This window comes from Nocardia sp. XZ_19_385 (assembly GCF_015355755.1).
Lineage (GTDB): Bacteria > Actinomycetota > Actinomycetes > Mycobacteriales > Mycobacteriaceae > Nocardia.
Window position 1 is genome coordinate 1,991,189 of the sequence record NZ_JACVEE010000002.1, and the last position, 25,963, is coordinate 2,017,151.

Genomic DNA, 25,963 nt, shown 5'->3' on the forward strand with positions numbered 1-25,963 from the left:
CAACGAGATCGGCGCGCACGCCTGGACGCTGAAGTATCTGGAAGGCAATAACTTCCTGATCGACGGCGTCCCGGTCACCTATGAGGGCGTCAACAGCGCGGGCGAGGTGGAGTTCACGCTGCCCAGTGGGGAGCGGACCACGCTGGCGGCGTTGACCGGCAGCGCGACGAACGCCAATTCGGCGACCTATGCGGTGACCTTCAAGAACAACAAGGTGATCGAGGGCATCGGTGAACGCGTCGCGCAGCCCGACGGCGACTTGCGCATCGGCCAGACCCCGGACCAGAACGTGCCCACCCCCGCGCACCGGCAGCCGCCCGCCCATGGTCCGCCGGATTCGCAAATCGCCGTGGCGCGTACGGAAATGGCCGAGGAACTGGGTCGTGAAGCCGCGGCTCGCAACGAAGCCGCACAGCTGGTGGCGCAGGCCCAGCAGGCGCGCACCGAAGGTCTGCACGAACGCGCGCTGGCCTTGGACGAGCAGGCGGAGCTGCGCACCGAATCCGCGGAACGTGCTGCCGTACAAGCGGAATCGGCCCGCGCCGCCGCTGTGCAGGCACGCCAGGACGCGCTTACCGCGGCCGAGCAGGATGCGCGGACACGGATCGCCGAGCTCCAGACCCAGGTCGCCGATCTGCAGCAGCGGTTGGCCGCGGAGATCGGCGGCGAGACCGAAAGCGCGCAGTTCCGTAGCGATCTGGAACTCGTCGACAGCATGGCCGACGCGTTCGCGCTGCGGGATCGTGTCGAGTTCGCCCAGCAGGCGCAGCGCACCCTGGAAGCGCAGATCGACCGCGGCGCGAAGGCGGCGCAGGCGCTGCGCGAGGGCATCCGGGAGTTGGAAGCCGAACCCGTTGATACGCGGGAATCTTCGCGTGCCAAGCAGGCCGACCTGAAGGTGCTGCGCACGAAACTGCGGGAGGCGGTACACACCCTCGCGCAGTTGGAAACCAGCCACAAGCTGATGCTCGAGAAGGTGCCGCCCGGCCCGCTGATCGAGCTGCGCGCCGCGCTGACCCAGGAGATCTTGGCGGGCACCCGGGCCCGCAACGCGTTGTCGACGGTGTACCAGATCGATGACGTGAACCAGCTGGACCCGTCGTATCAGGGCCCGCTGGAGCCGGGCGTGCAGCAGATCCAGCAGCTGCGCGAGCTGATCGCGCAAATGAAACAGGCTGAGACCGAGCAGGATCAGCTCGCCGAGATGATCGACGAGCAGATCGCCGAGAAGCGGGCCGCGCTGGCCGCGCTGAATGATTTGGGCCTGCTGCCGGTCTCGGAGCGGGTCGGGGTGCGTCCCGCTCCCGGCTCGACGAACTTCGATGCCCAGATGGTGGTCGTCGGCACCGACACCGCGACCAACAGCTACCGCCGGGCCCTGCATGCGGTGCTGCCGGCCGACACCGACCTGAATCTGGTTCTCGGACTGGCGAACAACGTGTCGACCGGTCCGGTGCAGATGCGGTTCCGTCAGGTGGAGTTCCGTCAGGTGCAGGTAGACGCCGACGGCCGGTACCAGCAGTCGGTCGCGCTGCCGTCGACCGCCGCCGAAGTGACCCAGCGCGGGGGTACCGAGGGGCCGGGCAAGATTTCCTGGGAGCCGGGCAAGCACCCACGCAAGTGGGAGAAGGAGAAGTGGACCACCCCGCAGCCGCCGTTCCTGCTCAAGGTCTCCTCAGTGCCGACCTTCGACAAGATCATGGCCGGGCTGCACGAGTTCGAGCAGGGCGAAGTCCCCGGGTTCCTGTTCCCGCAGAAGCCGCCGCTGTCGCCGGGTGGCAGCTACATCGTGCCCGAGGGCGTGAACGCCTGGACCTCCTCGGTCGGGCTCGACCTGTTCCACGCCCGCATCCTGATCGTCGGCGTTCTGCAGAACCTGACGAAGTATCTGGCGCCGTTCGTTCAGAACTATCCCGGGTTGGGCAACACCATCTTGGCGGCCACCCAGTGGCTGCCCGCCAACACCGCACATGGCCAGTCCGCGCGTTTGCCGCTGTCGGCGGACTTCGCGAATCGGCACCCGTGTCTGGCCTGGACCTTGGCCGATGTAACCACCTGGATCCCCGCCGTCCGCGACGGCAAATGGATCCATCTGGTGCCCGTGGCGCGTGGTGTCCGTACCTACGCGTGGTTCGCCAACGCTCAGCCCGATCCCCAGTCGCTGCACCGCAAGGAGTTCGCCAAGCCGCCGCTGAACTCGGAAATGGCGCGCTTGGACGGCACGGTGGTCTACCCGTTCGCGGGTGACTCGGTCGATATCCCGGCCGCGCTGGAAGAGCGCTGGAACGCCAACGAGGAAGAGCGCCAGGGAGTTCAGCGGGAGACTGCCGCCGATTACGCCTTGTTCGAGTTCAACCGCGAATTCCAACACGACAGCTATCTCGCCCATATCGCCAACCAGGCGATGACGGACCCGGATCGGTACTCCGGTGGCGATCCGAAGAGCTGGGTGCGCGGCAAAGGCAACGCCTGGGTGCGGGATCCGAAGGGCGCGCTGCTGCCCAAGCGCTCCGACGGCTCGACCTGGCTGCGCGACCACGCCGGCAAGACGCGCAGCCCCGATGAGATCGTGCGGACTTTGGTCCGGGCGCGCGACTACCTGCTGCGCAATTCCGATCTCAACCAGATCGCCGATGTCGCCGCGATGTGGAATCGGTTGATCGCCGGGAAACCGTTGCGCGAGGACGTCATCGCGCTCGAGGGCGCGCTGTTCGAAGCGGAATTCCTGGCGCGCCACCCGGACAAGACCGGTTGGGACGCGCATGAGGCGGCCAAGAAGGCCGGTTACGACTGGGATACCAACCGGCCGCACCTGCCGCGCAAACGCACCCTGTTGCAGCGCCTGACCGGCCGCCGCGCCGACCCACTCGGCTTCACCTCCGAGCTGTTCCCCGACATCAACGATCCGGCCCGCACCCGCCGCTTCGGGATCCCGATGAACGCCGGGATGCAAGGTCTGGACCCGGTGTACAGCCGAACGCGCGCCATGATGGGCGGTTGGCCGCCGGCGAAGGTCGACGAGGCGCTGGCCGGGGTGAAGAAGCTGGTCACCAAGGCCACCCAGTCCTACACCGGTGATCGCGACCTGGCGCCGGACTTGGAAGTCTCCGGCAGCGTCACTGGCCGACCCGGTTCGCAGGTGCTCAAAGTCACCGTCACAGGGGCTTTCGGGCGCGCCAGCTACTACCTGGACCAGCACGACAACGACTGCGTGGAGGTAGGCGCTCGCTCGGTGAACCACGAGCAGGGCCGCATCGTGACCACCGCGCACCTGCTGAAAGCAGGGCTGGCCGGTGTCCTGTGGAGCGATATCGTCCCGACCCTGCACGGCGCACCCGTGCAGGGTTTTTCCGCCACCGCGAACCTCAGTGCCGCGGCCGGCCTCCTCCGAGGCCTGATCGCCGCAGGGCCGGGCAGTTCCGCCCTGTTCTTCGAGAAGCGTGGCGCCCCCGACCGGCACGGTTCCGTCGGCCACGCGGGCGGCCTCACCTACGTTCGCCAAAACTCTGACGGCACACACGTTTTCAGACTCAACGGGCAGTTTGTCACGCTGCAGCGGATCGACGAGAACGGTCACGAGTGGTTCACCGACCCGGCGTCCGACACCTCGGTCCCGCAGCTCACCAGCGGCGCCCAGCCGACACCGAATCAGGTGTCCCTGGCTGAGTTGGCCGGGGGTACCAGGGAAGGTGCCGTCGATCTGTGGGCGGCGGTATGGAAGAACGGTCTGCCGATCGTCCTGACCACCGGCAGCGTGGACGCGGCTCCGCCCGCCGCGCACGACTACTTCGGCATGAGCCCGTCGAATACGCCCGAGCCGCCGTCGATTCCGCCGCTGCGGGATGTGCTGGAAGCCGCCATGGAGGGGGCGAGCAGCAGCGACCTGGCCGACATGTTGCGCGGATTGGAGCGGCAGTACGGCGGCCTCTCGGTCACCGATATCACGGTGCGGTACATGACCGACGGCATCTCGGTCGAGGCCGTCATCGTCGACGAAAATGACCGGGACGCAGGCACTCTCACCGAGGTGATCCAGCTCGACCCCGACGGCCGCGTCATCGTCCGGCACGAGAACCTGCGGATCGACGCGGACTTCCAGGGCCGCCATTTCGCCCGGTCCTTCGTGCAGGCCGTCGACGCCCTGTACTTCCGCGGCGGCGCCGACCGCATCGTCACCACCACCCAGGAGGACGGCGGAAAGTTCTGGGCGATGGTCGATTACGGCTGGGACGTCGAGAGAATGCCGGAGGCGGTGAACTATGTCCGCGCCAAGATCGATGAAGTCCTCGCCACCGCGACCCCGGCCGAACGGTCGTTGCTGGAGGAGATCCGGGACCGTTTCAAAGATCCGGCCGCGGACAACCCGACTCCCCGCGAAATCGCCACCCTCGGCGAGGACGGTCGCCTCGGCGACCGCATCATGCGCAACACCTGGTGGGACGGCGCCGTCGAGCCGCTGTTCGCCGCAGCTGATGCGGAAACCGCAGCGCAGGTCCCCGCCCCGAATGCCGGCGAGGTGGTGCTGCGCCGGACCGAGGTCCCGATCCTGAGCGACAGGGATGCTGGTCTGACCCGTCAGGCCCTGCGCGACATCGCCCAGGACTGGGCGACTCCGAGTCAGATCGACCCCGACGCGCTGACGGCCGCCTCGGAGATCGTGCAGAACGTGCGGCGCTACGCGCAGACCGATGGTTTGTTCGTAGTGACCGTCGTCGAGCGGGACGGGCAGCGGGTGTTGCGGGTCGAGGTGTCCGATCGCAGCACCACGCTGCCCAAGGGCCGCGATGCCGACGAGGACGCCGAATCGGGCCGGGGCATGCTTCTCGTCGAGGCGATGACCGACCGCTATGGCGTCCGGGTCGAGAACGGCGAACCGTGGGCCAAGACCGTGTGGTTCGAGATCGATGAGGCCGAGGGCGCTCCGAATACCGCCCAGCCGGCCGATTCCGGTCCGGAGGCGCCGAACCCCGCCGCCGGGCTGCTGAAAGGCGACGCCCTGAAGGCGGCCGAGGCGGCTCTGCCTGACGAGTTCGACATCTCCGCCTTCGACGCAATGCTCGCCGCGGCAGAGTTCGAAGATGGCAATCAGCCGCCGATCCCGTCGCTGCGCGAGGTATTGGACGCGGCCGCGGCGGGGGTTGATGTCGCAGAGCTGGCGGATATGCTGCGCGGTCTGGAGCGGCAGTACGGCCCCTTCGGTGTGACGAACCTTGAAGTGGGGCTGCTGCCTGCCGGTGGCTTCGAGGTACGCGGCACCGTTGTCGACGAAGCCGGCACCGCGGTCGGCTCGGTGATCGAGTCGTACATGTTCGAGGCCGATGGTTCGGTGAGCGTGCATCACGTCAGCCTGCGGCTGGACGAGGAGTTCCAGCAGCAAGGTTTCGGTCGCGCGTTCGTCGAAGCGACGGACGCCGCGTATCTGGCCAACGGCGCCGCCCGCGTCTTGATGACGGCGGGTGAACCAGAAAGCAGAATCTTCTGGGCGCGACTGGATTACGGCTGGAATTCGCTTCATGTCGGCGCGGCGGCGAACGCCGTTACCGCGCGGATCGATGTGCTGCTCGACACCGCTACCCCGGGCGACCGGGTGCTCCTCGAAGATCTCGTGCGCCGGTTCGAGGGGCCGGTCGAGGGCTATCCGTCACCGAGCGAAGTCGTAGCCCTGACCGGTGACAACGAGCACCTCGGCGAGCACATCATGGACGTCGTCTATTGGGACGGCGTAGTCGGAGCCCAGCCTGTCGTCGCCTCGGTCGCTGCCGCCGAACCAGCCACCTCGCTGCCGGAACCGCCGGCCACGCTGCCCGAGCGCGTCCAGCAACTGCTGGACCAGATCGACCGGGCGGCCACTGACCCGGAAGTCGTAGAGCGCGCCAAAAACGCTGTGCGCGAGCAGTATCGATCGTTCTACTCCGAGCGTGCCGGGAGCCTGTATCGCGAATACCTGAACAACAAACGTGACGATCTCGTCTCGAAGGGCACACCGGAGGCCGAATCCGCAGCACGGCAGCTCGCCAACGAATACATCACCGGCACCAAGGCCGAACGCACCCTCACCCGCGCCGTCGATATTCGCCTCGAACAGTGGGCGAAGCAGGCAATCCCCGAACTTCTCCGCACCGAGGCGCAGACGGCCGCTAGGGAGAGCGCGCCGAAGACTATCGCACGCCGAGTCGTGGATCTGCCCGCCGCACCTCGAGTGCGCACCCCCGAGTTCCTGTCGGTCCCGGCAGATCTGCCCGCGCGTTTGCAAGCCCTGCGTACCGAAATAGACAGTGCGGTAGGTGATCCCGATGTCGCTGCACTGGCCGGAAATGCAGTTATCCGGCGCTACGAGACCATCCGCGCGGAGGTGGCCGAAAGCAACTACAACAACTACTTGAACAACAAGCTGCGCGACCTCGTCGCGCAGGAAATCCCCCAGGCAGAAGCCGAAATCGCCGCCCGGCAGTTGGCCGATGAGTACATCGACGGCGATCGCGGCCGGCTGTCCGTCAACCGGCTGGCGGCCACCCGCGTCGAGCAGTGGGTGCAGACCGTTCGTGCACGCGCGGAGCAGGCGGAATCCGGCTTCGCCGAGCGGCTGGCCCAGATCGAGCGATTCCAGCAGGGGCTGCCCGCGGGGTTCGACCCGGCGCTGCCCGGCAGCCAACGGGTCGTCAACCAGTGGCTCGACCAGATGCGCCGCCAGATCGCCCGTGCCGAACAGGCTTTGGACGCGCTGGTACAGCAGCAGCCGGAGCTGCTCGACCGTGGTGCTGACCACTGGCAGCGGGTGCTGTCCGATCGTCGCGACACTCTTGCGGAAATCTCGGCCGACTACTTCGAAGGCAAAACCCCGGATGGCGTCCTGATTACCAGGGACCTCGACGTGACCTTCTTGGAGGGGCACCACGGTCTCATCCAGGGTGCGCTCGCCGAGATCTGGGTGGCCGGGCAGGTGGGGGCCATCCAGGCCGTCGATCTGATCACCGACGAGGTCCGGATGCCGGTCGGGCGCAAGCGGGTTCGGTGCGAGGTGGACCTCATCGCCGATGCGGGCGCCACCTGGCACGAGGTGAAGACCAACGCCATCGCCTACCAGGAGTCGAAGCTGGACCTGCTGGAATCCCAGGCCCGCCGGCAACTGCTCGTCTCCTTCCTCGACCAGGCCCACTGGGTGGACGGCGCGCCACCGAAGATCAAGTGGCACTTCATCAACGGCATCGACCCCACCGTGCGCGAGCGGCTGGAGACACTGCGCATCCAGGACGAGAACGGCAGGGAGCTCACCGACCACCGCGTCGAACTGATCGATCACACCCAGCCGCCCGCCGAACCCGATGCGCCGCCGTCACCGGGCGATTCCGACGTCGCACCGCGCGACCTGGTCCAAGCCCTCGGTGTACCCGCCGAGCTGATGCGGTTCCCCGGAGTGCTCCGTCAAGCAGTGGATGTCGTCCAGGAGCAGTTGCGCGCCTTGGATTCCGACGGATGGCAGCGCGCCGTCGATGCCGGACGCCTGCCGGAGCTACGGCAGTGGATCGGCCGCCGCATGATGTGGGACAGTGCGACCCAGGAATTGCAGGTCCGGGAGCATCGGACCGGCGAACTCGACACCGCCGTACAACAGGAACTGCACCGCACCCACGTCCAGCTGCAACAGGAACTGGCCCAGATACTTTCGGTGCCGGAGCTGGTCGACTCGCCGGCGCGGACCTCCGACGACCCGGTCGCCGACCTGCGCCGCGCCGCCGCGGAAACCGGTTCACTGGGGCTGGGCTGGTTCACTGAACTGTGCGCCGATGTGCTCGAGCGCGCCCAGTCGGCGCCGGCCGATGGAGTGACTTCCGACCAGCTGGCAGCAGCTGACCAGAACCTCCGCGACATGGCCGCCCTCCTGCGCCTGGACCCGCAGGATCTGGGCCCGGACGGACCGGTTCTCGCCGACCTGCGTACTAAACGCGATGGCTTCGCAGCCGATCTGGCACAGGCTCTGGACACATCGGTCGAGAACCTGGAAGTGGTTGTCGAAGAACGGGATCCGTCCAGCGACCCCGATAGCTCGCAGGACATGCTCGAGCTTTACAACACGTGGCTGACCCACACCGCCGTGATCGAGGCCGCCGACCACCTGAACGATCTGGTTGCGACCGAACAGCAGGAAAGCGCGCAGCAGCGGGAGCCCGTCGCCCAAGCTCCCGTCGAAATCGGCGCGCCACCGGCACCCCGCGACTCCGAGGTCGAACCAAGTGACCCGGCCGCCCCCCCGGTGATATCCAGCGCCCCGACGCCCATCGACAACAATGCGGTGGGGGGTAGCCGTACCCGCTACGACATCACGCAGCTCCACATCGACGCGATCGGGAATCTGAACGAAAAAGACCCGGTTCCGTTCGCCAACCTGACTGTCGACGAGGACGGGCTGTTCCTCGACGAGAACCTGCAGCCCTACAACAGTCATCACGTCGGCGACTACTTCATCATCGGCGCACAGCCGGGTGACATTCGAACCTCGCCGTCCGCCACGCACGACGCGCTGCACAGCACCTACGACGACCCCTCCGACGGCCCTGCGGCGTTCGGGAACTGGAAGATCGTAAACGGCCGGTTGACGACGGTCGATGTCTACAGTCAAGCGTTCCTCGGCGGGCATCTCGATCCGAGGTACCCCGCACAGCTGCGTGCCGAGTTGATCGGCCGCGGAGTGGACCTGTCGGGCGTGCGGTTCACCGCGGATAGCCAGGGCACGGTGTGGTCGCCCGACCCCGCCGGGCCGACCGTTGCCGAGCTGATCGACGGTGGAATCGATAGCGCGACAAAGTTTGTGGCTGGTTTCGGTGACGACTTCTGGGTGCACGTCACCGAGGTCGCGCAGGCGGACGCAGTAGTCGCGGTAACACTGCGCCTGCATCCGGTGCTGGCCCGTGCCGACGAGGTGGCCGAGGTAGCACTCTCGTTCACGCCCGACGGCGCCGAGATCACCGCTGTCGACCTCGGTCTCGATCCAGAGCGCACCGGCGTGATCCTGCACCGGCTGCACCACCAGCTGAGCACCTGGCTGGCCGCGTCCGATGTGAGTTGGTCGGCCACCACCGACGCGGTCCTGTCCGCCGTACCGGGCGCGGCCCGCGCGGCCCAGCAGATCGCCGAACAGAACTCGGCCCCAACGGTTTTCGAAGAGGCGACGCGGGTGCTGCCGACCGACCCGGAGCGGGCGCGCGCCGAGTTGGCGATCGTCGCCGAGCAGCTGGACAATCTGGCCGACCCGATGCAGCTGGGCCATGCGGATTTCGGACCGGGATCGCAGGCGCTGCCCGGGCTGCGTGCCGAGTACGACGCGGCGGTCCTGACCCTGGCCGAATTGATCGGCATCGATCCCGCCCGGGTGGACTCGACGCGGGTCGAGCGCCACCGCGACAAGCTGCTCGGACAGCTGGCCGCGCAGCCGGATTCGACGCAGCTCGTCGATGCCCTCGACCTCGCGAAACGCTTCTTGGAAATCGGCGCGCTGGTCAACGCCGCGGCCGACTACAACGAACGCCTCGTGGCCCTGGCCGAACTCGAGCCGGTCCCGGGCTTGGAGCTGACGGCCGCGCCCGCCGCGCTGAACACCCAGACGACGTCGCAGCTGGACACCGACCCGTTCGCGGCGGTGGAGCGGGCGCTGGCTGCGAACCCGGATCCGCTGCTATCCCAGCTGACCGAGCGGCAGCAGGAGATCGTGCGACTACGCACCCTCGAGGGGCTGCGCTATTCCGAGGTGGCCAGGCAGGTGGGCGGCACCGTGTCGTCGATCTTCGTGGAGCACCGGGCGGCCATGGAGCAGCTCGCCACCGGGCTCGCCGATTCGAATCAAGCTACGCCGGGCGAGGAAGCGGCGACCAGCTCCGGTGACGTGATCGCACCCGATTCCGGAGATGTGGTGCTGCGCCGGGTCGAAATCCCGATCCGCACCGAATCGGATGCGGCCGGTGCGCAACATGCCGTCGCGGATCTCACCCAGGACTGGTCGGATCGTGCGCTCGTCGAAACCGCCAAGCTGGTCGCCTCGGAAATCGCCGGCAATGTGCCCCGGCATGCACGCACCGACGGCCAGGCTGTGGTGACTCTCGTGGAGCGCAACGGCCAGCGTGTTCTGCGGGTCGAGGTCTCCGACCGCAATCCCACGCTGCCCGCGCGCCGGGACGCGGCAGCCGGGGCGGAGTCCGGGCGGGGAATGAACTTCCTGGAGACGCTGACCCACCGCTGGGGGATGCGCGCCGAAGAGTCCGGCCCGTGGGCGAAAACGATCTGGTTCGAGTTCGACGAGAACGGTGGCGACCCTGCCGCCGGTATCGATAACGGTGGGCCGGTCCTGAAAGGCGCCGCGCTGGATGCGCTCCTGGACGGATTCGATCTCTCCGCATTCGACGACTCGCCCGACGCCGATGACATGGAACGCCCGGCAGCCAGGAACCAGCCCGTCACCGACGCCGATGTGCTGGACAGTCCCAAGCGGAAGTCCCGCGACCCCCGCCCACCGGGGACGGTTTTCGCCTACGACCAACAAAATCCGAACGCGCACGCGCACCAGCTCCCGGGCTCAGGGGCCAAGCCCGCCCAAGGCGCGCAATCGGTTGGTACCGGCACTCTCGTCCGGGCGGTGCTGGCCGAGTCCTTCGCCGACTACGTACCCGGCCTCGACTTCGACGACGCATCGCGGACCCAGCGCAGTACCCACGGTGTGGTGGACTACCTCGCGGGCTATTGGGAGAGTTCGGATTTCGTCGCCTCGTCGCTGTTCCGGCCCATCGATGCGACCGTCCTGGCGCAATTGGAGGCGATCGATCCGCAGCAACTCGCGCAGCAGCTGCGGCAGCGCGGGCTCGCCGACGCGGATGTCGAGGCGGTTCTCAACCGGCTCACCGAAGTCCGCGACAGCGGGCGGATCAACGGCGACTACGCGGGCGATCTCGACGTGGACTCCGATGGCGACGCCTCATCGGACCTGCAAGGCCTGGCTGAACTCCCGGACCCGCGAACCCTGGGGGCGGCCAAGGAATCGGCGTTCACCGAGATCGAATTCCAAGGGCATCGCCTGATCAAGGTGACCTTCCCCGGCAGCGACACGGTCTGGGTGTATAAGCCGTTCCATGGCGACACCAGTTCGGGCGGGAACATCCCACCCTCGGGCCGCCCGATCCGCGAGGTGAAGACCTACCTGCTCGACCAGTGGCTGGGCTTCGGTCTCAAAACGCCCACCTACCTGTGGGAAGGCAGCCTGGGCCAGGGCATTCTGCTGGCGTATGTGCCCGGTACCACCGGACGTGCCGTCCGCGCGTACGACGAGGGTGTGCGGGACATGCTCGCGATCGAGGATTACATCGCGGGCAACCGCGACAAGCATGAGGGTGACACCATCGTCACCCCCGACGGTCAGGTGGTCTCGAAAGACGACGAAGGTACCTGGCCGATCAACGCGGATTCCTTCAGCCTGCTGGAACCGAAGTCGCTCTTCGTCGCCGACGCCATCGGCCGCCCGATCAAACCATGGGTGATGGAACTGATCGCCGCGAAGGACCCGGAGGATCTGGTCGCCCTTCTGTCGGGCCTGGAGCCCGAGGCGATCGAGGGCGGGATCGTGAGGCTCGAGGAAATCCTGGAACACGGGATGATCACCGGCGAGAACTGGCCGTACCGCAGCGGCCTGCCCGACCAGCGGACTCAGGCCGGCACCGACAATGCGGTAGCCGACGGCACGCACGGCTTCCCCAGGGCGAGTGTGGATCCCGCCGACCTGCGGCACCCCCGCCGCCGCCCCGATCCGGGGACCGTCTATGCCCACGATCGGGACGGCGACGGATCAGGGGATGCGCTCCGGGCGCCGGGCAGTGGACCCGCGGAAACCAGAGATTCGGCGCAGAGTCGATCGGACGATCCACGCTCGATCGTCCAGCGAGCCATGCAGGACGATCCGGCCACGCTGAAAGCATTGCTGCACTGGCTGACTCCGAAGCAGCGCGCGATCGCTCAGAAGTCCCTGATAGAGGGACTGTCCAACGCTGACGCGGCGGCCGCGCTCGGCTGGACGCCCAAGCACGTTCGCGACGTCCTTCCCAGAGCTACCCTCAGCCTGGCGACCTGGCTTTCCGACCCACAGCTGGCCCCTTCGGGGCGCAATGGCAAGGGCCCGGCCTGGACCGAAGTGGAAAATGCCTACCACGACGACCCCGCTGGAGTGCGGCGTCATCTGGAGCAGATGACGCCAGGGTCTCGCAGGATCGTCGAGCTCACTCTCGACGGGCAGTCGACGGGGCAGATCGCTACCGCGACTGGGCTATCCGACCGGTCGGTCAGAACAGGCCGCTCGAATGCGCTTCGCGAGTTGGCCAACCGACTGGCGGGCAGGCGTGTCTTCTCTGTGGCTGAGGCGGTGGCTGTTGTCGAGGCGGGGTATCGCCAGCACGCGGAGACCGTCGAGCGCTACTTCGATCGGCTTGCCGATGACCAACGTGCAGTGGTTGTTGCCGCGTTGCAGGGCGATTCAACGGGTCAGATCGCTGCACGCATGGACCGCACCACAAAGTCTGTCCAGCGCTTGCGGGAAATTGCGTTCACGCAGCTTGCCCAGTGGCTCGAAGCCGACGGTCTGACAGCCGAGACCGTAACTGTCACTCGCCAGACCGACGCGATAGAGCGTTTGCAGGAGTTTGTGCGCAACGATCCTGACGCCGTGCGCAGAGCCAGCCGACAGTTGTTGCCGGGAGCCCAGCGATTCGTGGAACTGCGCTTCTTCCAAGGGAAAACACCTGCTGAGATAGCCGAAATCACTGGGCAGACGCCCAGGGCCCTCGCCATCCTGCAGACCCGAAATGTCAAGCGCTTGCTGGCATTGCTGACCGGGTCGCCATCAGTTCCTCGCGGGGGCCATGGTGTGGCGAGTCCGGCGTTGCGGTTGGTGCAGGCCACTCATTCGGCTGACCCGGAAGCGATCCTGCGGCTGTTGCCCAAGCTGAGCCCCAAGCTGCGAGAGATCGCGCGGATGCTGATCATCGAGCAGCGGGTGCGCACCGAGGTGGCGGCTGAGCTGGGCCTGGATGTAAGTGAGGTCTACAAACGTCAAGCCGAGGCCGCGGCCGTGCTGGCAGAACAGCTGAGTCCGGGCGCCCACGCATCCTTCGGTGAATACCTGGTCGAATTCGGCCGTTTGAACAACCTGAGCATCTCCGATAAAGCCCGGATATTCGAAATGGCTGAGTCGACCATCCGAGCTCATGAATCCGGTCGTATCGCCGCGCTATACGAGCTCAACCTGTTGAGCACCTACGACCAGGTGCTGCACCGCGCGGGGGCGTGGAACGAAATCGCCGAAGCGTGGGGGTCCGCTGCCCAGCACGGATACGTCTATCGGATGGATCCTTACGGCGAAACCTGGCCCGACCCTGCGGATTTCGATTCGGTGCACAGGTGGATGCAGGCGGTACGCCTGTATAAGCGATTGACCGCGGAGGAGTTCGTCGCTCGCATCGGCGAGGGTGACGGTACGCGCTCGAACCGGGTGACAGAGGATGATCACCTGCCTCAGATACGCCGCTTGCGCAGAATTCGCGACGCGCTGGATATTCCGCAAGGCACATTCCGGGCCGTGGTCCGTCAGTTCTACGGGCGTCCCGACGCCGGTGTAATCGACGCGGTCGAATACGAAATGTTCTGGAACCTCATCGATACCGCTCCCGGGTCGGATGCGGAATTGGCCTTGCAACGGCAGATCTTCGAGAGCTATGCGTGGATCGCACCCCGGGCAGCACGCCGGTGGTCGAATTCCGGTGAGTATGCGGACCTGATGCAACGGGCCAGTGAGGCGATATTCAAGGCCATTCTCGTTTTCGAACCGGCAGGCGGTACCTTCACCACACTGGCCTGGACTACCGCGCATGCCACCATCCGTGAGGCTTATTTCGAGCAGAAGTACCCCGGTGTCGACAAGGCGACTCGCTATCTGCTGCATTCGGTCAACAGCTATATCGATAGCTACACCGGTGAGACCGGCCGGGCGCCGACCGACGCCGAAATCGCGCAGGCGTTGAACCTCGATCCGGCCGAGGTTGTCACCGCTCGTGTTATCACGGGACAGCGCGAGACATCGCTCAGCGCCGGGCTGTCCGAAGACTCCCGAACCGGTCAGCACGACATCGCGGACCCGGACCAGTCACCGTTCACCGACGTCGAATTCGAGCAGACACTGCAGACGGCCCTGTCGGACCTCCCGGATCCGGAGCTGGCCCTGCGGGTGATCCGCCTGCATTTCCTCGAGGGGCTCGAAGTCACGGATGTGAGTGCGCGGCTCGGGATTTCTCGTGCGGAAGTTCAGCAAACCGTGGTGACGGCCGGTGCTCGGCTCCGGACGGCTTTCTCGGAGACCGAGGGGGACAGTGTGCCCGGCGCCGAGGCGGAGCGTCCGGGGCCGCCGCGGCCCGCGGGTGTGGGCGTTCCGCGCAGCGCGACGGACCCGGCGACCGTCGATGGCGGGCAAGGTTTCACCGAGCCGGAGAATGCCGCACCACAGACTGTTCCGAGTCAGGTTGTGCAGTCCGAACCGGCGGCGGCCCAGCAGCGGTGCGCGGACTTCTCGGTCGAGACGGTGATCGAGGAAACGGAAAGTACTGTCGCAGAGCCGTTTACCGATGATGCAGGGTTGGGTGGCCGGACCGGCGAGCAACTGGAGAACAAGGCGAAGGGACGACTGCAGCGCGTCGACAGCCGGGACGAGGTGCACGATCGGCTGGCAGACGCGGACGACCCGCTGTCCATCGCCATCATGGTCGACCATTACGCCTCCCCGAAAGCGAACAATATCGGTGCGCACGCCTGGGTGATGGCCAACCGCAACGGCCAGGTCATGATGCGGGATCTGAACGACAACAACGGCGCCTGGCGGCCCTATGTCCGCGGCGAAGCAGCGCCGAAGGCGACGGTGGCTATTTCCATCATCGGCTTCGACGTATCCGGAAACCCGTTGCGCCACATCGCCGAATTCCCGGCCGACCCGGATGCCCACCCACAGTTCGACATCGGCTCCACCGACCCGGACGAGTCGAATGCCGACCGTGCGCCCCCGCCTCGGCCCTCGACTCCCGCCGCGATCCAGGTCGCGCAGGCCGAGTACTTCTACACACTGCGCAAGACGGTGCGTGCACTGCCCGCCGATGCCGCCGCCTTCGCCGAACTCAGTGTGCTGCACGGCCGTTCGGTCGCAGACATCGCCGCGAAGCTGGATCTCACCCCGGTTGAGGTCGAGCAGCGGCATCGTGAGGTGGCTGAGCTACTCGAGCGGCCGCTGGCCGAGGCCGTCGCGGCGCAGAACGGGCGACCGAAGGCGTTCAGGTACGGTGACCCGCTGGGCCAGTTGCGGCAACTGCATCGCCTGGACCCGGGTGCGGTGCCCGCCGTGCTGCGCCAGCTCAGCCTTGACGAGCGCACGATGGTGGAACTGCTTGTCGTCGAGGGCAATTCGGCTGCAGAGGCGGCCGAGGTGATGGGGCGGCCGGAGTACACGGTCCGGCAACTGGCCGAGTATGTGGCGAAACTGACGGTTCCGATGCTGCCGACGCCGCAGCCGGTGCCGGGCACGCTGGGTGCCCTGATGGCCGGCACCGGGGTGCACGGCATCGAAATCGTCGGCGTGGATCCGATGGCGCAGCTGCTGCCCGCGGAACTCGAAGCACTGAAGGTCCGTGATCCGGCGAACGTCGGGGCGGTCAATTCGGCGAACGCCCGCACCGCTGCGCACGTCGCATTGAACGATCTCGGTGCCCCGGATGCGCCGATTCTCCGTGGCCCCAAGGGCGAGCCGCTGTGGCCGTCGGGTGTGGTCGGCGCCATCACCCACATGCAGGGTTACTACGCCGCCGTGGTGGCGGATGCGACGCGAGTGCGGTCGGTCGGGATCGACGCGGATCGCAACGAGTCGCTGTTGCCGGGTACGCGGCAGGATATCGCGCGGCCGGAGGAGCAGGTCTGGCTCGCGAAGGTCGGTGTCAGCAACGGTGTGCACTGGGACGGAGTCCTCTTCTCCGCCAAGGAAGCCGTGTACAAGGCCTGGTTCCAGCTGACCGGCTCGAAGATCAGCTTCCAGGACGCGCTGCTCACCTTCGCTATCGACGCCACCGGCACTCAGGGCACCTTCGAGGTCGACATCTCCAGGGACGGCACCGCCCTGTCCGGCCCGCCGGTGCGGAAGATGTCGGGCCGGTTCATCGTGCAGGACGAGCGGATCCTGACCGTCGTCACGGTCGCGCACGAGAGCGCGGACGCGCCGGCGTTGTCTGCCGCGCCGGAGGTGTCGCTCCCTGCCGACAACGCGGTCGAGCCGCAGCTCTGGATGCCCCCCGAGGGCACTGTCGACGAGCAGTTGCTGGTCCGGAACGCGTTGTCCCGCTTGGGTGCCGACGCCGATCCGAGCATCCTGTTGCACGCCGGGCACTACTCCGATCTGATCGGCGAGAGCGGTGACCGCGCCACCCGCAACCGACAGTGGTGGGCCGCGCTGAATCCGGCCGAGCAGGCGGCGCTGATCAAACTGGCGCCGCGCGAAATCGGCATGGCCGACGGTATTCCCGAGTCGTTGCGCGACCAGGTCAACCGGGGCCTCTTGGATCACGACCGGAGTGCGCTCGCGGACCAGGCCGCGCTGAATCCGGGCGCCGAGAAGCTGTTGAAGTCGCTGACCGATCTGACCTACGACATGCACGAGATGGCCGCGGTCAGCGAGGATCTGGTCGGCTTCCCCGAGGTGCGGCTACGCACCTACGAGCCGGCACTCGACGGACAACTGCGGACCGTCGTGGTCGTCGGCGACCTCGACACCGCGGATTCGGTGTCCACCATGGTGTCGGTCCCCGTCGCGGCGGACACCAGGGAGTCGGACAACCTGATCCCCGCGACGCTGCTGTTCGACGCCGCGACCATGGCTGATGCGGAACGCGAGTACGCGGTGGTGGCCTGGCGCGGGTACGGCGACTCTGTGGCCGCGGACGCCCAGCTGCTGGCCCGGGATATCGCCGCGATCAACGCACTGCGCGCGCAGGAGTCCACGCCCGCCCCACAGATGCATGTCTTCGGCCTGGACGACACGGGCTCACTGGTCGCCGCTACCGCCTGGTCCAGCCTCCCGGCGGGCCACGCCCAGGTCACCGATCTCGTCATCGTCGGCTCGGCGGGCGTTCCGTTCGCGCATGCCGCCGAGACCGGCATCGACGCCGAAAACGTCTATGTCGCAGCCGCTTCCCGGGATCAGCAGACCTGGTTGGGCGCCGACGAACCCGGTGCCCAGGGCCGATACCCCGGCCGCGGCACCGGCCTGGACCCGGCGACGGCGGCTTTCGGAGCCAAGCGAGTGGCCGCGGAAATCTCTTCGGCCGCGGACTACGTCAGCCAGGAGATGGTGCACAGCAGCTACTTCGACTTCGACCCGCGCACCGGCGCCCACACCGAAGCGCTTATCAACCTCGGCCGCATCGCCGCCGGCAAGGCCGATGAGCTCACCTTCGACGAGCACCGTCCTGGTATCGCGGATCCGACGCCGCTGGAATCCCGCACCACCATCGACATGCCGATCGATCCCGCGAACGGCCGGATCGTCGAGCTCGGCCCGGACCTGGGCTCCGACACCGCCGAAACGGTTCTGGAAGAACAATTCGAGTGGGATTCCGAGCCGCCCCTGGGTACCCGGTACGACGGGCATATCGGCAATTGCGTCGACCTGTCGCTGACCACCGGACGCGACGACCTGGGCCTGGAGGTCGATGTCCCCGACGACACCGCCGGGCTGGTCGGACGCACCGCCGATCAGGCGGAGTTCTACGCGGGTGGCCGCCTGCGAGTGCACGACGATCGGAAGGCGCTCGCCGACCAGCTCGCAGATCCGAAGGCTCCGATGACCGCCGCGCTGGTGGTAGTGCACTACTACGGGTATTCCGGCCCCGCCCATATGTTCCTGATGGCCAACGTGGACGAGAACGGGACGATGGTCCGCGCGGGCGGCCGGGTCATGATCAGCGACCCGAATGTCGACGACGGCGCCTGGCGGCCGTACTCCCGGAACGAGTCCACGCCGGACGTCGCCTTCACGACGGCGATCGGCTACGGCGTCGACGGTAAACCGTTGCAGCCCAACGCCGAACACCACATCGACGTGGCGACTCGCACCGGCAGCCGGATCGCCCGAATGGACTCGGTGGCCCCGATCGATCCGGACGACAGCCGTCTGTTCCCGACCGATCCCGGTTTCACCGAGGCCGATCGCGCTCGCGCGGACGAGCTGTTGGCCAGGCATGCGTCCAGCGCCCAGTTCCCGGGTACGGCGGCACTGCTACACCCGGAACAGCCGTCGTCGGATCTGGTGGGCGATACGCGCGACCTGACCTTCCAGAACACTGTGTTCTGGATAGCGCTGACCCCGTCCGAGCGGGACCTGCTGCTGGTGGTCTACCCGGAGGTCATCGGTAACGCTGACGGCCTGGACGCCGAGGTGCCGACGGTGCGCGACGAGCAGCGCACCACCCTGCGTGACTACGCCAACCGTCTCGCCATCGCGCGAGAGTTGCGCCAGCTCAACACCATTGCGGACAACGAGCTGACTCGGCCCCAGCGGGCGCGGCTCGCGGACCTGCGGGCCAGCGCGCAATCATTGTTGCGCGCACAGGCTTTGGCGCAGACCGTGCATCGGAGCTTGACTCCGCCGCAGGTCCAGTTGCTGTCCTACGGCGAAGGTCGGGCGCTTATCGCCTACGGTGACCTCGGCAAGGCTCAGTCGGTGAGCTGGATCGTGCCTGAGGCGGGCACCACCGTGCGCGGCCTGGATCCAGTGCTGCTCGCGGCGCGTAACCATTACGACGTCACCACCCGCACGCTACGAAACCGGGAAAAGCCCAGCGAGGTTCCGGCCGCGGTGATCGCCTGGATCGGCACCGATCAAGACCTCGGGGTCCGCCCGGAGACCGTGGCCGCGCGCACCCAACAGGCCGGTGACCTGCTACTGCGTGATCTCGCCGGGTTCCAGATGAGCAGGACCCTCGGTGCGTCGCCGTTGAACTACCTTATCGGGCATGGCACGGGCGCAACCGTCATCACCGCCGCCGGAAAAGGCGGACGGTTCCTGGCGGGCCGCCTTTCCGGCGCCGCTACCCACGCCCGGCTCGTCGCAGCCGTCGCACTCGTCGAACCGGCCGGGACCGGCCCGATTCGCTCCGTCGGCGAACTCGGGTTCGCCGCTGCTGTCGCCGCCGAACTCGACGACGTCACCGATTTCGTCACCGCCACCGAACAGGCCGAAAGCCTCGGCGCCCCGGTCTATGTCGTGTCCCCGTCCGGTGATCTGGTCGCCTGGGAGGGTGGCCGTCCGCCGGGCCTGCGTCAAATCCTGCTGAGCCGCTTGGGCGTCGGCATGTCGATCGCCGAATTCGGGGCGCAGCGGATGGCCGGAGCCGCGGCCGGTCCACAGCCGATCAACCGCCACCACGGCTTCGTCGACGTCCAGGCCCGCATCCCGAACGCGACCCAGCACAAGCTCGCGCTGATCGCCGCCGGTTTGGGCATGACCGTGACCGAGGACCCACAGGGCTGGCAGTCGAGCGCCGCGCTCCGGCCCGACCTGGACTCCACCGATACGACCAAACCGAACTTCGCCGACGAGATCGGGGTGAGCTACCCGGACGGCCCGCCCGGAACTCCGTTCCATCGTCCACCCGACGGCCCCGAGCTCGACGACTTCGACTATCGGAGGGTGCTGCACGAGCTGGAAGGCCCGGTCCCGGCGGAGGAGGAGAGCGCCAACGCGGTCCATGCCTTGGAGACCCTCCTCGGCTACGGCGGCCAAGGTGGCGACACCAACGCGCAGCTCGCCAGCACCGCCGGTCCCAAGCCCGCGCTGCAGCGGGCCCAGTGGTGGCACGGTCTGACCCCGCAGCAGCGGCTGTCGATGCTGTACGATCACCCGCATTCGATCGGCAATGGGGTGGGCTTGCCCGCGGATGCCCGCGATGTGGGCCATCAGCGGCTGCTGCGCGGGCTGCTGGACTGGGCCAACACCTCGCCGCGGCCGGTGATGAGCGAGCGCGATTCCATCCGGGTGGCGCACGCCGGTCTCATGTGGAAGGCGCTGTTCCGTGGCCAGCAATTGGCGGCGCAGGTGCGCGCGCCGCTGGTGCCGCCGCAGGTGCAGATCCGCTCGTATCGCGGAGACCTGATCGCGGGCGGGGCGCTGGCCGAATTCAGCGTCGGCCCAGTGGATTCCGCCGATCACGTGCTGTGGGTGCAGTTCGGGGAAACCAACCTGACCGATGCGAAAAAGTACCTCTATTCGATGGTGAACCTGTACGAGGCGGCGGCGGTCCTGCACGGCAGCAGCGCGGTCGCGGTGATCGCCGAGGTGGGTTTCCGCACGGGGGATCCGGTGCTGAACCTGCAGGATCGGATCGCCGCCTACAACGCGGTCCGCGCCTACGACAGCATTGTGTCGAGTGATCCGAATGCCATGCCGCAGAACCACATTGTGGCCATGCACACCGATGTCGCGGTAACCAAGGACGCGCTCGCAGGCGGCGCGCTGGCCGGTGACATCGCGTCCGTCCAGTCCTTGGATCCGCCACGGCTGGCCGACACGCCACGGGCTGCCGAGACTGGTCTGGAGCCGGACCAGCTCTTTGTCGGGCCGTCCTGGTTCGTGCAGCGGCTGGGCCTACAGCTGCTCGCCGGCTTCGACGGTCGCGTGCTCGGCAGTACGCAGATCCCGCGGACAGCCCTGCCCGCCGCGGCGGTGAGCCGGCTCGCCGAGGCGGCGCACCTGCGCTGGTTCGGACTCGCCAACCCCGAAACGCACACGCCCACTGAGGGATTGTGGAATATCGCGCGAGTCGGCACGGGCCGGTACGACGCCGTCACCCCCGAATCAGCGGTCTCCGATGGCACCGAGACTGCCGTGCCGACCGACGTCCCGCACGTGCATAACCCCGACCAGGACGCTGACTGTGTCGACAACTCGCTGGGCGAAATCGCCCGATCGACCAAGAGCAAGACCATCCGGGCCTTCGATAAGCCGGCGGGTCTGGCGGGCCGCAGCGCGGAGACGTCTGAGGAGCACGGCGGCGGTCGGCTCGTCCCCCTCGGCTCTCGCGACGAAGCCGCGCTGCGCGTGCTCGACCCCAAGGACCCGGCGTCGGAAATCCTGGTCGTCGAACAATACGAAGACTCCGACCAGTACGGCGTCGGCGCCCACGCCTATGTCATCGCGATGCGCGGCAGCCAGATCATGGAGTTCGATCCGCGCACCAAGACCTGGAAGCCCTACCAGTGGGGTTCCACCCGCCCCGGCGCGGTTGCCCTGTCCGCCATGGCTTTCGATGCGAACGGGAACGCTGAGCGCTCCACTTTGCTATACCCGTCCGACCCCTCGGCGCGCCCCGCGCACAACATCGGCGCCGACGAGTCCGCGGCGCGACCGAGCGACGAAAATCCGCCTGCTGCAACGCATCCCGTGCCGGTGCCGTCCGCACCGGACTCTGGAGATCGGCGCGGCCTCGACGTGTCGGAATGGGATGTGGGCAAGGCGGTCTCCGTCCTGGACCTCTACAAGATGCTGAAGGCACACCACCCCGGGCTTTACCTCGATCTGCCGTTCTGGAACTCCGAAATCGATATCGAACGGGCCCGGGAGTTCGCGCAGGCAGTGCACGTTATCCTCACCGCATACCCCGAGATCGACCTGCGCGGGATCGCCATTGGCACGGAGCCTTACGATAGCGACCCCGCTGTCAGCGTCAAGCTGGGCGTCGATCGGATTCCGTTCACCGAACTGCTCACGTTGAACGCGAAACATGCCCTAGACCCGAATCTCTCTCCTGGAGTGGTTTTTTCGGAAACCATCCACGCTCTCGGCATCGCGATGGTGTACGCCGGACGCTGGCGCGCCGAAGCCCACGCGATGGATGCGTTGCGGCAATTCCATGAGCACGAATATCAGGGCGACGTCCCCTTCCGGGACTGGTTGCGAAGCCAGTTCCGGCCCGAGGCCTTCGCCTCCGGCTTCGATGGTCAACTCGTTGCGCTTACCGCCCTGCGGGATTCGTTCTTGGCTCCCGAAACCGATGGCCAGCGCGTCCTGTTCGAGTTGTTGCGAACCGAGGCCGCCACTTGGCACAACCGCACCCCGCACGACTTCGGCGAACCGGCCGATCCCGAACTCGCGCGCCAGCGGCGGGAAGCGCTGGCCATCGCTGACGGCCTGCAGCGTGACTATCGGGTCTGCGCACCGTCTTTCGGCATCCCCGATGTCGGCCTCGACACCATCCGCGAATGCGCGCAGACGATCCGCGACGAGCTCGACGCGCATCCCTGGATCAAACTGGTCGCCATCGAGATCGCCCCGCTCGAGGATCATGTCGCCGCGCACACCCACATGCTGCGGAGTGAAAACGCCGAGGACGGGCCTGCGGTGGTGATCGTGCTCAACGAGCGCTTCGCCATCAATCCGGACCTGCACCGTCGCCTTATCGCCGAGCAGATTGCGGCTGGTTTCCTGGCCGGTCTGGCCGACGCGCCGGTGCGTACGACGATCACCCATGAATTGGGTCACGGGTTGCACGAGGCAACGGGCGATCTCGCGTCGCATGCTGCCCGCCAGGCCGACCAGGCAGCTGTGATCGACGCGCTGGCCAAGTTTTACGTCGCCGAAACCGCGGAGGTGATCGGAACCGTTGCGACGGTGAGCGTTTCGCTGTCCGACCGCTTCAAGGTGTGGTTGCGGCTCCAGCTCACCGGTTACAGCCTCAAACCCGACGGTGCCCTGTTTGCGCCGGAGGCCTACGCCGAGGCCCACGCCGCGGTACGGCTCACCCCCGAGCTGGCGACCAAGGCCCAGCGCCTGCTCTACACCCGAATGCGCCTCAGGGCGGCAGAGGCGGTCTTCGACGGTTTCGCCGAAACCGGTACCGCGGAACCGGCTGCGCAAGGGCCGGAGCAGGACCTCGCTATTGCGCTGTCCGAGGTGTCGGAGGCCACCGGGGTGCGCGGTGACGCCGAGGTCGACGCGATCGCCGCGGCACTGGTGCGCACCGTGCTGGACGACGGTGGCCGGGTGACGGTCGAGGCGTTCGGCGATCCGGTGCGCGGGCGGCTGCGGGTGGAGATCACGCCAACCGGTAGCGAGACTGCGATTGTCCTCGCCGTAAGCGGCACCGCGGAAACCCGCTTTATCGACCTGGAAATGCCGGTGCGGCAAGACAATCCGGCCGACGCCGAGCTGGCGGGCCGGTTGACGCCGGAGCTGATCCCCGGCTGGGCGGTGCCGGAGCAGGCGAGCATCTCGGGCATGCTGGCCGAGGAGCTGGCCCGAAACACCCGCACCCACACCCTCGGTGACGGCGTGCTCGCGGTGCGGGTGTCCGGTGCGACCGGCGACCGGCTCATCAGCGTCGAAATGACCGATAGCAGTTGGCAACTGCCGATCGAGCCGCCGGCCGATGCCCGCACCGGCATCGCGCAGCTGAAGTCACTGACGCATCGGTCCGGGTGGGACCTGATCGATGACGGCGATGTTGCGCCTGCCGCGCGCGGCGACGCCGCCGGCGGCAAGACGGTGTGGTTCGAATTCGACGAGAAGCCGCCTGCCGCACCGGATCCCGTGCCGGTTGCCGCACCTGAGCGCGCACCGGAACTTTTGGCGGGTCCCGTGCCCACCCAGGACGAATACGAGGTCGCATCGCCGACCCACCCCAATGCCTACCAGCCACATAAGTCCAGCGGAACGGACTTCCGGACCCCCGTATTGGGTGCTGACGGCCTCTTCCGCGGCCCGGGCGACGTGCTATACAACACCGTCGACCCCGATGGCGACTTCTTCATCATGGACCGCAACGGTGGATTCCGGACTTCACCGAGCTCGAAGCATGCGTCCCTCTACAGCACCTACAGCGATATCGGCGAGGGCCCGGCCGCGTTCGGCAAATGGAAGATCGTCAACGGCAAGCTGATCGCGGTCAACCCGTTCAGTGCGTCATTCATGGCGGCGAGCGAGGACCCGAGGTTCGCCGCGCAACTCCGCTTCGAATTGGCCCGCCACAACGTGGATGTCGACGCCATCCAGTTCATGGTCGATGCTGTCGAGCTCAACCTGCTACACCCCGACGCGCCGTCGATCTCGGTCGAGGAGTTGCTCGACGGCGGCGGCGAGCAGGCCCACAAGCTGCTGACCGGATACCGCACCGGCTACTCGACCCGTGTCGAGAACGTCGACCTGGTCCGCACCGAATCCGCTGCGGGTCCGACCGAGACCCTCTCGGTGACGATGTCGATCGACCTCGTTCGCGGTGTCTCCGGCCGTGTCACGCTGGAAATCACCCGTGGCCCCGACGGCACCACGATGTCGTACCAGAACCTGGACCTGGGTTACGCGGGCATCTACACCAAGAATCGAGATTTCCAGCCGGGCCCGGATCTGCACCGTATGGCTGAAGCTTTCGCGGAGCTGCATGAAGCGGTGTTCCTGCCGTGGCTGGCCGAAACCGGCGCCACCTTCCTCGGGCATCCCGGCGGGCATGCCGAAACCACGGTGGGAGAACAGGATCTGTCCCGGCACCCAGGCGATGGCCGTGCCTGGGTTTACCGCCAGCTCGAAGCGTTGCACTGGGGTGATGCTCCGCAGCGCGACAACCTGTGGGAGCTGTCCAGCGAGGTGATTGCCAACGCGCTCGATTACAGCACCGGCCCGGTGCGCATCGCGGTGCGGGTGCTCCCCGGCACCGGTCAGCTGGTGCTGCAGGTCTTCGACAACAACCCCGAACACCCACCGGCCCGCGGGGCCCCCGCTCGGGGCTTTGGCCTGAAGATGCTGCATCGCGACAGTGACGTCTGGGATTTCTCTGTTCTGGCGGACGGAACCGGCAAGGCGGTCTCGGCTGTCTTCACGCCGGCCGACGGCGACGCAGCCCCGAGCCCGAAGGTGCTGCCGACATGGGATGTGCGCGCGGCCCGCGATGCGCCCGAACTCGAGGAGCTGTTGTACGCGTATCACCCCAAGTTGATCGTGTATATGTTCCACCGTCCCGATATCGACCTCGATCGGATCCGGGAGTTCGTGCAGGCGGTGCACGACATGCTGACCGACCACCCGGAGATCGATTTGGGCGCCATCAGCGTCCCGCTGGTGGACGAGGACCCCGGCAACACTGTCTCCATTGACCCCAGGCTCGGTCGAGAGGTGTCCACGCTACGGATCATGATGCACCCAGATTTCGCCGCGGGCCCGAATCTCATTGCAGGAGACGTATATCGGGCTACTGTCCAAGCATTCGGTCGAGCGATGGTCTACGCCGGGCGGTGGCGCGCCGAAGCTCACGCGATGGACGCCTTGCGCCGCTATCACGCGGACAACTACCAGAGCGCTGTGCCGTTCGAGGCGTGGCTGCGCCGCCAGTTCCGCCCGATCCAGTTCCACACTGAGGACGCCAATTCCCTCGATGTCCCTTCGGCTTTGTCGGATTCGTTCGAGGCCGTGCAGGGCGACCCGATCGGCGGCAGTCGGGCCGGCGAGGGCCAGCAGGTGTTGTTCGACCTGCTGAAGCGCGAGGCCGCCGCATGGCACCGTCGCACTCCGTATGATGCGTCCGCACCCACCGATCCCGGGTTCGCCGAGCAGCGCCGCGAGGCGCTGGCACTGGCCGGTGAGCTCGCAACCGAGTTCAATATCAGCGCCTCGAGCGCCGTCATCCCCGATGTCGGCATCGACACCTTCCGGGAATATGTGCAGACGGTTCGTGACGAACTGCTCGCCAATCCGGAGCTCGATATCGTCGCGATCGATATCGCCCCGCTCGGGGATCATGTCCTCGGCGCCACGCACTATCTGTCGCAATATGGACCCGGGATGCGCTCCACCGCAGTGGTTCTCACATTGAATGAGCGCTACGCCATCAACCCGGATCTGCTCCGCCTGGCGGTGGAGGAGAAC

Annotated in this window: 1 protein-coding gene (only partly in view); it reads left to right on the forward strand. The window is 67.1% G+C overall.

This entire window lies inside a single protein-coding gene on the forward strand: locus IBX22_RS21825, encoding a sigma-70 family RNA polymerase sigma factor (RefSeq protein WP_194817354.1). The 59,424-nt coding sequence extends 22,799 nt beyond the window's left edge and 10,662 nt beyond its right edge, so the window shows coding positions 22,800-48,762 (codon 7,600, partial, through codon 16,254, complete); the first codon wholly inside the window starts at position 2. The start codon and the stop codon both lie outside this window.